We start from the raw sequence: 13,893 nt of genomic DNA, 5'->3' as shown, positions 1-13,893 counted from the left end.
GTGCCCGACGGCGCGGTGCGGCTGCCGCGCGGGCGCGACGGTTAGGCCGGCGGCCGCGTCGCCACAAAGGCCGGGGTGGCCAGCAGCCGGTCCGTCAACCCCACCAGCGCCGGATTGTGGGTGCGCCAGTCGAGATCGGGAAAGCGGAACGACAGATAATCGCAGGCGACGGTGATGCAGATGTCACCGAATCCGCTGCCGCCCACGCGTCCGTTCATCACGCACAGTGCGCGTTCGATGGCGCGATATTGCCGGTCCACCCACGGCCCGGCGGTGATGCCCTGGGCCATGTTGAACCTGAGGATGATCGAGGCATCGAGCACACCATCGGCCAGCGCTTCGGTGGTGCGCCCCTGCCAGTGGCCGTGCCCCGACTGCGGCAACAGCCCCTGCCCCGGCACGCTGGCCAGCAGGAAGGCGGCGATCACCGGTGAATCGATGATGGCGCTGCCGTCGTCCAGCACCAGCGCCGGCACCTTGCCCAGCGGATTGGCGCTGAGCAGCGAGGCCGGATCGGTCATCGGCGCGGTGTCCTCCACCGGCAGCGCGATGCCCAGTTCGTGCGCGATCACCCGCAATTTGCGGGCATAGGGCGAGGTGGCAGAGGCGAGCAGTTTCATTTGTCCACCTTCAGTTGTTCGACCAGGAAGGCTTCGACCTGGCTCCACACCGGGCTGCCCGGCGCGATCACCTCGAAATGGCCGGTGCCACCGAGGATGAGGGCCGAGGACCTGTCTTTCCCCAGCCTCGCTTCCGTTACCCATTTCGCAGTGGCCGTGGGGGACAGGAACAGGCTGGCCGAAACCAGGCCGGATTTGAAGCCGAACGGCAGCTGTTTCTGCGGGCTGCCTTCGGCCCAGCGCTGCGGCTGCTCGGCCGGCGTGCCGCCAAACATCGCCGTGCCGGCCGGGACACCACAGCCCTTCTCGAACGTCTCGATCTCGGCGCCGGGATCGCCTGGCCCGTCGATCGCCACCACCGCGCCAATCTTGAGCGGATCGGGCGAAGCAATCTCGCTGTCCTTGGGCAGCTTGGCGCGGCTCGCCACCCACAGGGCGGCGTGCGCCCCGGCACTGTGGCCGGTCACCGCCACGCGCGTGAGGTCGAGCGGGTAGCGCTTGGCCAGATCGCGCAGATGATCGGTGGCCGCGGCCCAGTCCTTGAAGGTGCCGGGCCAACCGGCGCCGGGATCGCCGGTATACTTGCCGTCCGGGCCCGTTTCGCCGGCCTGACGATATTCGATGTTCCAGGTGGCAAAGCCCTTCTCGGTCAGCCGGCTGGCCAGCGCTGCGGTGTTCTGGCGGGTGGCAAAGCCCTTCCACCAGCAACCGCCGTGGATGACGATCACCACCGGATGCGGCCCCGGACCCGCCGGCAACCGCAAGTCGCCGATCTGCGCCGGCGCCGGGCCATAAGCTTCGGTCAACGTCGGCGTGGAGGATGGCAGCTTGTCCACGTCGGCCGGGCGCATCCGCTGCGCCAGCGCCGGGCTGGCGGCGAGCAGGGCCAGGACGACAAGGGCGTGCTTCACTTCAGCACCTCCGCCGCCGCGTTCAGACGATCAGCATAATCGTTGAGCGCCTTTGCGGCGATGCCGGCTTCGCGGTTGGCATCGTCAAAACGGCGTTCCTCGACCGCCTCGCGCACGCCCGGCAGCGTCTTGGCGCCATAGCCGGTGAAGCGGCCCGGTGCCGAGAAGATGTTGCGGAACCACGGCCGGAACGGCAGGCCCGAAGGGCTGAGCAGGGACTGCTCAATGCCCTTCAGCTTCGCGTTCAGCGCCGTCTTCTGCGCAGCGGTCAGGCCGGCGCCCTTGGCGGCGATGGCGGTGTCGAAGGCCTTGGCCGCCGTTTCCAGCCGGGCGATGGCGTTGTCGAGCGCGGCCAGTTCGATCTGCGGCGTCGGCGCCTTGGCCAGCGGCGGCCCGAGCGGATCGCGCGGATCGGAGCCCAATTTGTACATGTCGGGGGTGAGCGCGGCGCGCTTGGCGTCATCCTTGCGGCGCGTCTCGATCAGCGACCTGATCTCGGTGAGATAGGCCCGCGCCGCGCCGGCCACCGGGCCAAAGCGCAGCGGCAGCACATCGGCATCGGCGAGGTTCAGCACCAGGCGGCCCGTCACCTTCGACAGCGCCGCGCCATAGGCCAGGCCCGGATCATCCCAGCGCACGAAATGATCATAGCTGTCGTAGATCGAGTGGTAGGAGCCGGCGCTTTCGCCCTCGCCGCCAAAGCCGACATTGATGCTGGGCACCCCGGCATGGTGGATGAAGGCGGTATAGTCGCTGCCCGATCCCAGCGGATCCAGCGGCAGCACACCGCCGGCTTCGGCCGCGCTCAGCGTGTCGGCGCTGATGCGCTCGCCTTCGAAGGCGCCGGCCCGCACCCCGGCCCGCCAGCGTTCCAGCACCGGCACGCCGGTCTGCGGGTCCTTCACCTCGCCCGCCACCGTGCTGACCAGGTGCTGGAACTGGCGGCTGCCATCAACGCCGAGATAACCGCGGCCATTGCCGTCGCTGTTGATGTAGATGACCGCCTTCTGGCGCAGCTCGGCCAGATTATGCTCCACCCATTCGGTCGAGCCGAGCAGGCCTGGCTCCTCGCCGTCCCAGCTCGCATAGACGATGGTGCGGGCTGGCCGCCAGCCGGCCTTCCACAACGCGCCCAGTCCCTTGGCTTCGGACAGCATGGCGACTTCGCCCGACAGCGGATCGGCGGCACCGAACACCCAGCCGTCATAATGGTTGCCGCGCACCACCCATTCATCGGCCCTGGTCGATCCCGGCAGCTTGGCGATGACGTTGCGCACCGTCTTTAACGACCAGTCGGACTTCACCGCCAGGTGCAGCTTCACATCGTCGCTGCCGCCAAAGCGGTAGTGGAAGGGCAGGCCGCCGCGCCAATTGTCCGGCACCGGCGCGCCCTTCAGGCGAGAGAGGATCTCGGTCGCATCGGCATAGGAGATCGGCAGGGTCGGGATCTTCAGCACCGTCGCCGCTGTCTCGCGGGTCAGGCGCTTGGCGTCCTTGGTGGCGCCGACGCCGGGGGTGAGCGGATCGCCCGGATAGGTCGTCATGTCCACCACGCTGCCGCGCTGCACCCCGGCCGGCGGACGGCCGCCGCCGTTGGGATAGGTGTCAGCCGCGCCATAGCCATCCTGCTGCGGATCGGAATAGATCAGGCAGCCGATGGCACCCTGTTCCTGCGCCAGCTTCGGCTTCAGGCCGCGCCAGCCGCCGCCATAGCGCGCAATGACGATCTTGCCCTTGACCGAGATGCCGCGCCGCGCCAGCGCCTCGTAATCGGCGGGCAGGCCATAGTTCACATAGACGACCGGCGCCGTCACATCGCCATCGCCCTGATAGGCCACATACGGCGGCAGCGCGCCGGCGAGATTGTTGGAGGTGGCGTCTTCCGGGATGCCCGGTTCCTGCCCACCGAGTTTCTTGGCCACCGGGCCGACCAGCTCCAGCGTGGTCGAAAGCGGCGTCGGATAGAGCACCTGATAATCAGCGAAACTCACCTGCCAGCCCCATTCGCGGAACAGTTTCGCGATGGTGTCGGCATTCTGCTGGTCGTGCGGCGAGCCAACATGATTGGGCGCGGAGGTCAGGTCCTTCAACCAGGCCATCTGCTCGGTGCTGCTCACCTGGGCATCGAGTACGGCCGCCTTGTCGGTTACGGGTTGAGCGGCGGCCGCCGTGCCCAGCAGGAACGCCGTCAGAATCGTTGAACGCATGTGATTTCCCTCCGTCTGCGGCGCATGGTTTAGGGTCTGAACTCAACAAATCCAAGCGCCGGCATGGACCGGAGACGTGATATGGCCCAGAGGTCCCTTTGGGCGCGGGCGCGCAGGCGGGGCTTCGCCCCCCGGCAAGCGACCGCAACGACGCCATATCACGTCTCCGGGCCACCCTTCGGGCGAAGCCAGGAAGGCCGATAGCGCGCTCGCTCGATTGCCAGATAGCGCTGCTATCTGGCTGCACTCACTCACTTCTCTCGGCCTTCCTGGCTTCGTGACGGCGCTTGGATTTGTTGAGTTCAGACCCTTGACCGTCAGCGGGGGCGGTGACGAGGGGGAAAAACAACGCTACACGCATCAAATGCCCGGTCCCCTTGCAGACATCACCGTCATCGACCTGTCGCGCGTGCTGGCCGGGCCTTATGCCACCATGGTGCTGGCCGATCTGGGCGCGCGCGTGATCAAGGTGGAGCGGCCCGATGGCGGCGACGATGCCCGCGCCTATGGCCCGTTCATCAAGGGCCACAGCGCCTATTTCGCCAGCATCAACCGCGGCAAGCAATCGATCGCGCTCGATCTGAAATCCGCTGACGATCGGGTGATCTTCGAAGCGCTGCTGGCGCGCGGGGACGTGTTGATCGACAATTACCGCCCCGGCGTGATGGCGCGGTTGGGCTATGGCTGGGAGGCGCTGGCCGCGCGCTATCCGCGCCTTATCCACGCGGCGACGTCGGGCTTTGGCCAGACCGGGCCGGACAGCCAGAAGGCCGCGTACGACATGGTGGTGCAGGCGATGGGCGGCATCATGAGTGTCACCGGCCATCCCGGCGGCCCGCCGACCCGGGTCGGCACCAGCGTGGGGGACATCACCGCCGGCCTGTTCACGGTGATCGGCATCATGGCCGCCCTGCATGATCGCGACCGGACCGGAAAGGGCCAGTTCGTCGATGTCGCCATGCTCGACGGGCAGATTGCCATCCTCGAAAACGCCATCGCGCGCTATGCCGCCACCGGGGAGTCGCCGGGGCCACTGGGCGCGCGCCACCCGTCGATCACGCCCTTTGCCGCCTATCAATGCGCCGATGCGCCGATCGTGATTGCCGCCGGCAACGACCAGTTGTTCACCGCGCTGTGCACCGCGCTGGGCCTGCCCACCGACGATCCACGCTTTGCCGACAACAATGCCCGTACCACTCATGCCGAAGCGCTGGCGGCGGTGCTGGAAGGCGTGCTGCTCACCCAGCCGGTGGCGCACTGGTTGCCGAAGCTGGAGGCCGCCGGGGTGCCCTGCGGGCCCTTGAACAATATCGGCCAGGCCCTGGCCAACCCGCAGGTGCAGGCGCGCAATATGGTGGTGCATACATCGCTGCCCGACGGCACGCCGCTGATCGCCGCCGGCAACCCGATCAAGCTATCGGCCCACGCCGATCCCGCCACCCGCGCGCCGGCACCCGAACTGGATGGGGATCGAGCCACGATCCTGAAGGAGCTCGGCCTGTGAGTTTGTCCGATCTCGCACTCGCCGAACTGCTCGCCGAAGCCGCTGGCGCCGCCATCCGGCCCTGGTTCCGCCGGCCGGTCCTGGTCGAGACCAAGGCGGATTTCTCCCCCGTCACCGCCGCCGACAAGGAGGCCGAAGCCGCCATCCGCCGCCTGCTGGAGCAGTATCGGCCCGACGACGGGGTGATCGGCGAGGAATATGGCGATGACCGGGCAGATGCGGAGCGGGTGTGGGTGCTCGATCCCATCGACGGCACCCGCGCCTTTGTCGCCGGCCGGCCGCTGTTCGGCACGCTCATTGGCCTGATGGAACAGGGCAAGCCCGTGCTCGGCATCATCGACCAGTGCATCATCGGTGACCGCTGGATTGCCGGGCCGGACCAGCCGACCATGCTCAACGGCCAGCGCGTGCACGTGCGCCATGGGCTTGAGCTCGGCGCGGCGCGCATCGGCACCACCAGCCCGCACGCCTTTGACCCGGCGGATTTCGCCTGTTTCGATCGGGTCCGCGCCGCCGCACGCGACACGCTCTATGGCGGCGATTGCCATAATTATGGCCTGGTCGCTGCCGGGCATCTGGATGCGGTGGTCGAATCCGGGCTGAAGCTGCACGATTGGTGTGCGCTGGTGCCGATCATCACCCGTGCCGGCGGCGTGATGACCGATTGGGAGGGCCAGCCGCTCACCACGTCCAGCCGCGGCGCCGTGATTGCGGCTGGTGACGCCGATCTCGCCGCAGCAATCGCCGAAAGGCTCGCTGGTTAAGCGTCGGGCTGCGGCCAGTCCCCGGCGGCGGCCCAGCTGTTGGCGAGGTCCATCATCTGCAGGATCACCGGCAGCAGCGTCTGGGCGCGCGCGGTCAGCGCATAGCCGTCGGCCTGCAGCGCCACCAGGTCATGGCCGCGCAGCAGCTTCATCCGGTCATTGAGCACGGCCGGCGAGATGGCCTCACAGGCGGCCTGCAGGGCGCGGAAACTCAGCGGGCCAGCGCGCAATTCCCACAGGATGCGCAGCACCCAGCGCTGCCCGAGAATATCGAGCAGCCGCATGATCGGCCGGCCGGTGCGTGAACCACGAACGGACAAGATCGGCCTCCTGCTTGACGCTATGTTTTTCATAGCGCATTGTTGCTATGAGAATCATAGCGAAGGATGCCGCCGTGGCCAATCATCTTCACCCGCTGGAACCGCCTTATCCGCCCGAAACCGCTGCCCTGCTCGCCGGCTATCCCCAGGCCGACGGCCAGTTGCTGTCGCTGTTCCGCACCTTTGCCCACAGCCCGCGCTTTCTGAAGAAGGGCGTGCCCAATTTGCTCGATCGCGACAGCCCGCTGCCGCTGCGCATCCGCGAGATCGTCATCCTGCGCGTCACCGCGCTGCGCAGTTGCGATTATGAATGGGGCGTCCATACCGCGATCTTTGCCGGCGCCGCCCGGATCGATGCGGCGCAGCTGGCCGACACACGCGCCACCGCCATCAATCCCGCCCTGTGGAGCGCGGACGAGGCCTGTTTGCTGCACGCGCTCGACCAATTGTGCCGCGATGGCCGTCTGGATGATGCCACCCAGGCCCGGTTCGAGGCGGACTGGAGCCTGGCGCAACAGCTCGAAGTCTGCGCGCTGGCCGGCGCCTATCAGACGGTGAGCTTTGTCGCCAACCTGGCCCGGCTGCCGCACGAGGCGTTTTCGCGACCGCCTGCGTAAAGGCCGGGCCATCGCTGCCTGCCGGCCGGCGCGACTGCGACGATGCGGCTGGCCCGCGCCAGTTGAGAATGCGTTGCAAGAGGGCCGGGCACTGCTAACGTGCCGGCATGTTCCGCACCCTCTGGCTCCTGATCGGGCTGACGTCGCTGGCGCTCGGCATTGCCGGCGTGGTGCTGCCGTTGCTGCCGACCACGCCGTTCGTGCTGCTGTCCGCCTATTGCTTCGCGCGCTCCAGCCCGCGCCTGCACGACTGGCTGCTGGGCCACAAATTGTTCGGGCCGCTGATCCGCAACTGGGAACAGCATCGCGCCATCGCGCCGCGCGCCAAGCTGCTCGCCGTCGTCTCGATGGCCGTGGTGTTCGGCATCAGCTTCCTGGTCGGCGCGCCGACGCGGGTGATCATCATCCAGGCGGTGATCCTGCCGGCCACCTGCCTGTTCATCCTCACCCGCCCGAACGGGCCGCGCCGGCTCAGCGAGTAAGCCCGGTCCAGTATCCGGCAAAGGCCCAAAGATCGGCCGCTTCCGCGATGATCTTGTCGGTCGGCTTGCCGCTGCCATGGCCGGCGCGCGTCTCGATGCGGATCAGGTGCGGCTTGTCGCCGATGGCGGCCGCCTGCAGCGCGGCGGCATATTTGAAGCTGTGGCCCGGCACCACCCGGTCATCGGTATCGGCGGTGGTGACGAGGATGGCCGGATAGTCCCTGCCGCCCTTGACGTTGTGATAGGGGCTATATCCCAGGTTGTAACGGAACATCTCCGGCTTGGTCACGTCGCCATAATCATCCACCCAATAGCGCCCGGCGGTCCAGTTGGCATAGCGCAGCATGTCCATCACGCCGACGGCCGGCAGCGCCGCGGCGAACAGGTCGGGCCGCTGGTTGGTGACGGCGCCGACAAGGAGCCCACCGTTGGAGCCGCCCTGGATGGCGAGCTGGCCCTTGCTGGTGATGCCCCTGGCGATCAGCGCCTCGCCTGCCGCGATGAAATCATCGAACACATTCTGCTTCTTGAGCAGACGGCCGCCATCGTGCCAGGCCTCGCCATATTCACCGCCGCCGCGGATGTTGGCGAGCACGAACACGCCGCCCATCTCCATCCACACCAGCCGGCTGACGCTGAAGCCCGGCGTGCTGCTGATATCGAACCCGCCATAGCCATAGAGCAGCGCCGGGTGCGGTTTCGACACGTCGAGATCCTTCCGGTGCGCGATGAACATCGGCACCTTGGTCCCGTCCTTCGAGCTGTAGAAGACCTGGCTGACGGCATAATCGTCGGGCGAGAAGGCGACCTTGGCCTGCCGGACCACCGTCGCGCTGTTGGTCGCGGTGTCATAGCGCCAGATCGAACCGGGCGTTGCAAAGCTGGAGAAGGCAAACCAGGTGGTGCCATCCTCCGACGATTCAAACCCGCCGGCCGTGCCGATGCCGGGCAGCGGCAGCACGCCGACCGGCTTGCCATCCAGTTCATAGAGGCGGACGACCGACTTGGCGTCTTCCAGCGTGTCCGCCACCAGCCGGTTGCCGACGAGCGAGGCGCCGGTGAGCGTGGCGGCACCTTGTGGCACGATTTCGCTGATCGCACCGGTCAGCGCGTTCATCGCCACGATGCGGCCCAGCGGCGCCGCCTTGTTGGTGCGGAAATAGAGCGTGTCGCCCTTCGAGCCGGCCAGTGACCAATCATGGTCCAGCCCGGTCACCAGCGCGCGCGGCTTCTCACCTTTGGCAATATCCGCCACGCGCACTTCATAGCGGCTGTCGGTGCCTTCGGCGGTGATGATCACCAGCCAGCGGCCATCGTCCGTCACCTGGCCCGAATGCCCGCGCTTGGGAAAATCGGGCGTTTCGAAGATCAGCTGGTCCGCCGATTGCGGCGTGCCGAGTTTGTGGAAATAGAGCTTCTGGTTGAGGCTGACGCCGAGATATTTCGGTCCGGCCTGTTCCGGGAAGCGCGAGTAATAGAAGCCCGAACCATCCTTCTTCCAGGCAATCGCACTGGATTTCACCCACTCGATCACGTCCGGCAGGTCCTGGCCGGTGGCGACATCCCGCACTTTCAGCGTGCGCCAATCGGTGCCGCCGTCCTGCACGGCATAGACCAGCAGCTTGCCATCGGCCGACGGTTCCCACTCGGCCAGCGCAGTCGCGCCATCCTTGGCCCAGGGATTTGGGTCAATCAGCACGCGGGGCTCGGCACCCGGCGCCTGCACATAGAGCACGGACTGGTTCTGCAGGCCCGAATTGCGGGTGAAGAATTGCACGCCCCCCTTCACGCGCGGCACGCCGAATCGCTCGTAGTTGTAAAGCGCCGTCAGGCGCTGGCGGATCTGCTCGCGCTTGGGCAGCCCGGCCAGATAGGCCATGGTCACCTTGTTCTGCGCCTCCACCCATTTCGCCACATTCTCGTCGGTGCGCACGTCGGCTTCCAGCCAGCGATAGGGATCGGGCACGGACAGGCCAGCGGGGCCCTTCTCCACCTCGAAGCCGCGATGGGTTTCGGGATAGGCGATGGGGGCGGCAAGAACCGGCGCAGCGCTCATCAGCGCGGCCACGAGCAGGATGGAACGCACGGGCAGACTCCTCGACATGCAGGCATGGCCAAGGGTCTAGCCGCCCTGACGCCAGCCGCCAAGCCAGCGCGTCACAGTGCCGTCTTGTTCTCCTGCACCAGGAAGGGCGCGGCATAGCCGGCCTCGCCAAAGGTCTTGGCGATCAGCTTGTTGGTGTCGAACCAGACCTGCCAGTAATGGCTGGTGTGGCAATAGGGGCGAACGGCCAGCACGGTGCCACGCTCGTTGAAATCGAGGATTTCGACATCGGGCGCCGGATCGGCCATCACGTTGGGAATGGCGGCCAGCGCCGGTTTCAGCCGGGCGATGGCATCAGCTGCGCTCACGCCAAAGGCCAGCTGCGCGGTGCGATCGACGCGGCGATAGGGGTGGGCGGAGAAATTCTTCACCACGTCGCCCGACATCTTCGAATTGCCCACGATGGTCTGCACATTGTCGGGGCTGGTGATGACCGTGTTGAACAGGCCGACCTCGGTCACCGTGCCTTCAACGCCGCCACCCACGACATAATCGCCCACCTTGTAGGGCCGGAAGATGACGAGAAACGCCCCGGCCGCGAAGTTGGAGAGCAGCCCCGACCAGGCTGCGCCCACCGCCAGGCCAACGCCGGCCAAGAGCGCGGCAAAGCTGGTCGTCTCGATCCCGAAGAAGCCGAGGATCGCCACCACCAGCACGATGTTGAGCACGACGCCCAGGATGGAGGCGATGTAGCGCTGCAGCGTCGGATCGAAGTTGCGGGCGGTGAGCACCCGGCTCAAGACGCCAATGGCAAAACCGATCAACCAGCGGCCAACCATGTAAAGCGCAAAGCCGGCTGCCAGTTTCAGCGCAACCGCCGTGATGGTTGCAGTAATGATCGGCCAATCCATCGTCTGTCTCCCCCGGTGCGCAACTGACGTTTCAGGCTAACCGATTCGGGGGGCAACAGAAAGAGGCCGGGCCATCGCGGGCCCGGCCTCGTTTCATTGGTGCAGATCAGGCGGCGAATTGCAGCGCCACGGCGCGCGGATCGGCAAACCAGCCCTGTTCGACCTGGCGGGCAAAGGCATCCGGGAAGATGTCGGCGGTGCCGGCTTCCACCCCGGCCAGCACGGCGCGGGCGACGTCAACCGGGCTGGTCTTGGGCAGGTCGATGCCGGCGGCCATGTCGGTATCGACAGGGCCGGGGAAGACGCCGTGCACAGCCACGCCATCGGCGGCCAGCGTGGCGCGCAGCGCACCGGTGAGCGAGGCGGCGGCGGCCTTCGAGGCGCTGTAGCTGGCCAGGCCCGGCATCGGCGCCAGCGCCACCACCGACAAGATGTTGACGATGGCACCCTTGCTGCGGCGAAGAGCCGGGGCAAAAGCCGCCGCCAGGCGCAGCGGCGCCAGCGTATTGACGGCGAGCTGGCGTTCCAGCGCTTCGGCCCCGGCGGCAAACACGTCGCCGCCTTCCAGCGCGCCAGCATTGTTGATCAGCAAGGTGACATCGCCAGCCTTGTCGGCGGCCGCCTTGATCGCGGCGGCATCGGTGACATCGAGCGTGATCGGGATCACGCGCGGATCGGCATGGCTGATCGGCTGGCGGGCGGCGGCATAGACACGGGCAGCGCCGGCGTCGAGCAGCGCGTCCACGAAGGCGGCGCCGATGCCGCGATTGGCGCCGGTGACGAAGGCGATGCTGTTGGTGATGGTCATTGGAAATCTCCTGGTGGGCAGCGGGGCTGCTGCTGAGACCGGGTGTATTCCGGCGCCGCCCAACGAAAAATCACCATATCAGCCATTGTTTCGTGCAGATTTTGCATCAATGATCCCGGTATGGACCTCGCCACCCTGTCGCTGTTCGTCGATGTCGCCCATGCGGGCGGCTTTGCGCCGGTCGCCCGCCAGCGCCTGATCGATCCCAGCCTGGTCAGCCGCGCCATCGCCGGGCTGGAGACGGAACTGGGCTTCCGCCTGTTCCAGCGTTCCACACGGCGGCTGGCGCTGACCGAGGCCGGCGCGCGTTACCTTGCGACGGTTGAACCGCTGGCCCGCGACCTTGCCGCTGCCGCCGAGATGGCGCGCGGCAGCACGTTGACCGGCCGGCTGGCGATCACCGCCTCGGTTGCCTATGGCACTATCCGGTTGGTGCCGCTGCTGCCCGCCTGGCGCGCGGCGCACCCTGGCCTCGAGGTCGCGCTGGATCTGACCGACCGGCTGGTCGATCTGGTCACCGAGCCGGTGGACATCGCCATCCGCATGTCGCCCAGCATCCCGCCCGGCCTGATCGGCGTGCCGCTGCACCCCAGCCGTTATCACGCCTATGCCGCGCCCGCCTGGCTGGATCGCCACGGCCCGATCAACGCGCCGGCCGATCTCACCGGCACGCCCTGCCTGCTGTTCGCCGGCCCGCTGCAACGGCGGGAATGGCGCTTTTCCCGTCCCGATGGCGGCGCCGAAAGCGTGGCGGTGGATGGCCCCGTCGCCATCTCCTCGCCGCTGGCGCTGAAACAGGCCTGTATCGATGGCCTGGGCGTCGCCCTCCTCACCGACTGGTTGGCCGCCGATGCCGTGGCGAGCGGACGGCTGGTGCGCCTGTTGCCCGATCACGAGGCCAGCACCACCGCCTTCGGCAGCAACGCCTGGCTGCTCTATGCCAGCCGCACCCTGCTGCCGCCCAAGATCCGCGCCGGCATCGATTTCCTGCGCGCACAGCTTGGCCAATGAGCGCCGGCGCAGTCATATAAAGCTATCTTTATACTTGCATGAGGGCTCCCCTGCCGCTACGGGAACGCCAACCTCCAGCAACAGGAACATCATCATGGCCGATTACGCCATCAAGGATCTGAGCCTCGCCGATTTCGGCCGCCGCGAAATCGCCATCGCCGAAACCGAAATGCCCGGCCTGATGGCGCTGCGCGAGGAATTTGGTGCATCAAAGCCGCTGACAGGCGCGCGCATCACCGGCTCGTTGCACATGACCATCCAGACCGCCGTGCTGATGGAAACGCTGGTGGCGCTGGGCGCGGAGCTGCGCTGGGCCACCTGCAACATCTTCTCAACCCAGGATCATGCCGCCGCCGCCATGGCCGCGGCCGGCATCCCGACCTATGCCATCAAGGGCGAGAGCCTGGCGGACTATTGGGATTATGTCGGCCGCATCTTCGATTGGGGCGATGTCACCGCCAACATCATCCTGGATGACGGCGGCGACGCCACCATGTTCGCGCTGTGGGGCGCCCGCCTCGAAGCCGGCGAAACCATGGGCGAGCCGGAGAACGAGGAAGAGGTCGAATTCCAGCGGGCGCTCAAGGCCTTCGTGAAGGCCCGCCCCGGCTATCTGACCGAGACGGTGAAGAATCTGAAGGGCGTTTCGGAAGAGACCACCACCGGCGTCCACCGCCTCTATGAACTGGCCAAGCAGGGCCGGCTGCCGTTCCCGGCGATCAACGTCAACGACAGCGTCACCAAGTCGAAGTTCGACAATCTCTATGGCTGCAAGGAATCGCTGGTCGATGCCATCCGCCGCGCCACCGACGTGATGCTGGCGGGCAAGGTCGCCTGCGTCGCCGGCTTCGGCGATGTCGGCAAGGGCAGCGCCCATTCGCTGCGCAACGGCGGCGCCCGCGTGATGGTCACCGAAATCGATCCGATCTGCGCGCTGCAGGCCGCCATGGAAGGCTTTGAGGTCGTCACCATGGAAGACGCCGTGAAGCGCGCCGACATCTTCGTGACCGCCACCGGCAACATGGACGTGATCACCGCCGAGCACATGAAGGCGATGAAGCCCAACAGCATCGTCTGCAACATCGGCCACTTCGACAGCGAGATCCAGATTGCCGCGCTTTCGAACTACAAGTGGACCGAAGTGAAGCCCGGCACCGACATCGTCGAGTTCCCGGATGGCAACCAGATCATCGTGCTGGCCAAGGGCCGGCTGGTGAACCTGGGCTGCGCCACCGGCCACCCCAGCTTCGTGATGTCCGCCAGCTTCACCAACCAGGTGCTGGCCCAGATCGAGCTGTGGACCAAGTCCGAGCAGTACGAGAACCGCGTCTATGTGCTGCCCAAGCATCTCGACGAGAAGGTCGCCCGCCTGCACCTCGACAAGCTGGGCGTGAAGCTGACCACGCTGTCGAACAAGCAGGCCGCCTATATCGGCGTCGGCGAGGCCGGCCCGTTCAAGCCGGACCATTATCGTTACTGAGGCGCACGGTCACAGCAGCGGCTGATTGACCTTTGCCGGCGCTGTCAGCATTACTCACACGTAATGTTGGCAGCGCCGGAGCCTTGTTCGTGAGACCGCTTCCCTGCGTGGCCGCTGCCACGCTGCTGGGCGCGATGCCGGCCGCCGCGCAGGAATCGCCGCCGGCGCCGCTGACCGCCGCCGGCAACCGCGCCGGTGAGAATGCCGTCCGCCA

At 66.9% G+C, this 13,893-nt stretch carries 13 protein-coding genes; 6 read left to right on the top strand and 7 right to left on the bottom strand.

All coding sequences use genetic code 11. The features are described from left to right. Positions 1–41: 41 nt before the first annotated feature. From GJ693_RS08705 to GJ693_RS08695, 3 genes are read right to left on the bottom strand one after another with little or no spacing between them, the layout of a single operon-like run. Positions 42–620, bottom strand: coding sequence for a glutathione S-transferase N-terminal domain-containing protein (locus GJ693_RS08705; protein WP_156255921.1), 579 nt, complete (start codon positions 618–620; stop codon positions 42–44). Then, positions 617–1,531, bottom strand: a complete 915-nt coding sequence (locus GJ693_RS08700; protein WP_156255920.1) for an alpha/beta hydrolase — start codon at positions 1,529–1,531, stop codon at positions 617–619. The genes GJ693_RS08705 and GJ693_RS08700 overlap by 4 nt, the downstream gene beginning before the upstream one ends. Then, the gene (locus GJ693_RS08695) at positions 1,528–3,738 is read right to left on the bottom strand and encodes a transferrin receptor-like dimerization domain-containing protein (protein WP_156255919.1); all 2,211 of its coding nucleotides are present in this window, start codon (positions 3,736–3,738) and stop codon (positions 1,528–1,530) included. The genes GJ693_RS08700 and GJ693_RS08695 overlap by 4 nt, the downstream gene beginning before the upstream one ends. Before the next feature lie 364 nt (positions 3,739–4,102). Between GJ693_RS08695 and GJ693_RS08690 the strand changes: the two genes are divergently transcribed. Both GJ693_RS08690 and GJ693_RS08685 read left to right on the top strand, forming a co-directional pair. Continuing rightward, on the top strand, positions 4,103–5,242 hold the full coding sequence (locus GJ693_RS08690; RefSeq protein ID WP_156255918.1) for a CaiB/BaiF CoA transferase family protein: 1,140 nt from the start codon (positions 4,103–4,105) through the stop codon (positions 5,240–5,242). Continuing rightward, positions 5,239–6,006, top strand: coding sequence for an inositol monophosphatase family protein (locus GJ693_RS08685; protein WP_156255917.1), 768 nt, complete (start codon positions 5,239–5,241; stop codon positions 6,004–6,006). Before GJ693_RS08690 ends, GJ693_RS08685 begins: the two co-directional genes overlap by 4 nt. On the opposite strand, the gene GJ693_RS08680 is transcribed toward GJ693_RS08685, so the two are convergent. Then, on the bottom strand, positions 6,003–6,326 hold the full coding sequence (locus GJ693_RS08680) for a winged helix-turn-helix transcriptional regulator (protein WP_197042069.1): 324 nt from the start codon (positions 6,324–6,326) through the stop codon (positions 6,003–6,005). The two genes, GJ693_RS08685 and GJ693_RS08680, sit on opposite strands and share 4 nt — an antisense overlap. A gap of 74 nt (positions 6,327–6,400) precedes the next feature. On the opposite strand from GJ693_RS08680, the gene GJ693_RS08675 reads away from it, so the two are divergent. Together GJ693_RS08675 and GJ693_RS08670 are read left to right on the top strand one after the other, a co-directional pair. Then, positions 6,401–6,943 (top strand): carboxymuconolactone decarboxylase family protein, encoded by a 543-nt coding sequence (locus GJ693_RS08675; RefSeq protein WP_197042068.1) that lies wholly within the window; start codon positions 6,401–6,403, stop codon positions 6,941–6,943. 107 nt (positions 6,944–7,050) lie between these two features. Continuing rightward, the gene (locus GJ693_RS08670) at positions 7,051–7,425 is read left to right on the top strand and encodes a YbaN family protein (RefSeq protein ID WP_156255914.1); all 375 of its coding nucleotides are present in this window, start codon (positions 7,051–7,053) and stop codon (positions 7,423–7,425) included. On the opposite strand, the gene GJ693_RS08665 is transcribed toward GJ693_RS08670, so the two are convergent. The 3 genes from GJ693_RS08665 to GJ693_RS08655 form a co-directional block, all read right to left on the bottom strand. Continuing rightward, a complete protein-coding gene (locus tag GJ693_RS08665; protein WP_197042067.1) occupies positions 7,415–9,529 on the bottom strand; it encodes a prolyl oligopeptidase family serine peptidase in 2,115 nt (704 codons plus the stop codon). The two genes, GJ693_RS08670 and GJ693_RS08665, sit on opposite strands and share 11 nt — an antisense overlap. Positions 9,530–9,582: 53 nt before the next feature. Continuing rightward, on the bottom strand, positions 9,583–10,380 hold the full coding sequence (locus GJ693_RS08660; protein WP_156255912.1) for a mechanosensitive ion channel family protein: 798 nt from the start codon (positions 10,378–10,380) through the stop codon (positions 9,583–9,585). Positions 10,381–10,486: 106 nt separating this feature from the next. Further along, positions 10,487–11,188 (bottom strand): SDR family NAD(P)-dependent oxidoreductase, encoded by a 702-nt coding sequence (locus GJ693_RS08655; RefSeq protein WP_156255911.1) that lies wholly within the window; start codon positions 11,186–11,188, stop codon positions 10,487–10,489. Between the two features lie 120 nt (positions 11,189–11,308). Between GJ693_RS08655 and GJ693_RS08650 the strand changes: the two genes are divergently transcribed. Together GJ693_RS08650 and ahcY are read left to right on the top strand one after the other, a co-directional pair. Beyond that, complete coding sequence (locus GJ693_RS08650) at positions 11,309–12,199, top strand: LysR family transcriptional regulator (protein ID WP_156255910.1); 891 nt, start codon at positions 11,309–11,311, stop codon at positions 12,197–12,199. Between the two features lie 94 nt (positions 12,200–12,293). Further along, the gene (gene ahcY, locus GJ693_RS08645) at positions 12,294–13,679 is read left to right on the top strand and encodes an adenosylhomocysteinase (protein WP_156255909.1); all 1,386 of its coding nucleotides are present in this window, start codon (positions 12,294–12,296) and stop codon (positions 13,677–13,679) included. Positions 13,680–13,893 lie beyond the last annotated feature (214 nt).

This window comes from Sandarakinorhabdus oryzae, from assembly GCF_009733735.1.
Classification (GTDB): Bacteria; Pseudomonadota; Alphaproteobacteria; order Sphingomonadales; family Sphingomonadaceae; genus Sandarakinorhabdus; species Sandarakinorhabdus oryzae.
This window is presented reverse-complemented; position numbering and strand designations above follow the sequence as displayed.

Coding starts and splice junctions, on each gene's coding strand:
- GJ693_RS08705 (WP_156255921.1), bottom strand. CDS start 620: ATGAAACTGCTCGCCTCTGCCACCTCGCCCTATGCCCGCAAATTGCGG.
- GJ693_RS08695 (WP_156255919.1), bottom strand. CDS start 3,738: ATGCGTTCAACGATTCTGACGGCGTTCCTGCTGGGCACGGCGGCCGCC.
- GJ693_RS08690 (WP_156255918.1), top strand. CDS start 4,103: ATGCCCGGTCCCCTTGCAGACATCACCGTCATCGACCTGTCGCGCGTG.
- GJ693_RS08670 (WP_156255914.1), top strand. CDS start 7,051: ATGTTCCGCACCCTCTGGCTCCTGATCGGGCTGACGTCGCTGGCGCTC.
- GJ693_RS08665 (WP_197042067.1), bottom strand. CDS start 9,529: ATGTCGAGGAGTCTGCCCGTGCGTTCCATCCTGCTCGTGGCCGCGCTG.
- GJ693_RS08660 (WP_156255912.1), bottom strand. CDS start 10,380: ATGGATTGGCCGATCATTACTGCAACCATCACGGCGGTTGCGCTGAAA.
- GJ693_RS08655 (WP_156255911.1), bottom strand. CDS start 11,188: ATGACCATCACCAACAGCATCGCCTTCGTCACCGGCGCCAATCGCGGC.
- GJ693_RS08650 (WP_156255910.1), top strand. CDS start 11,309: ATGGACCTCGCCACCCTGTCGCTGTTCGTCGATGTCGCCCATGCGGGC.
- ahcY (WP_156255909.1), top strand. CDS start 12,294: ATGGCCGATTACGCCATCAAGGATCTGAGCCTCGCCGATTTCGGCCGC.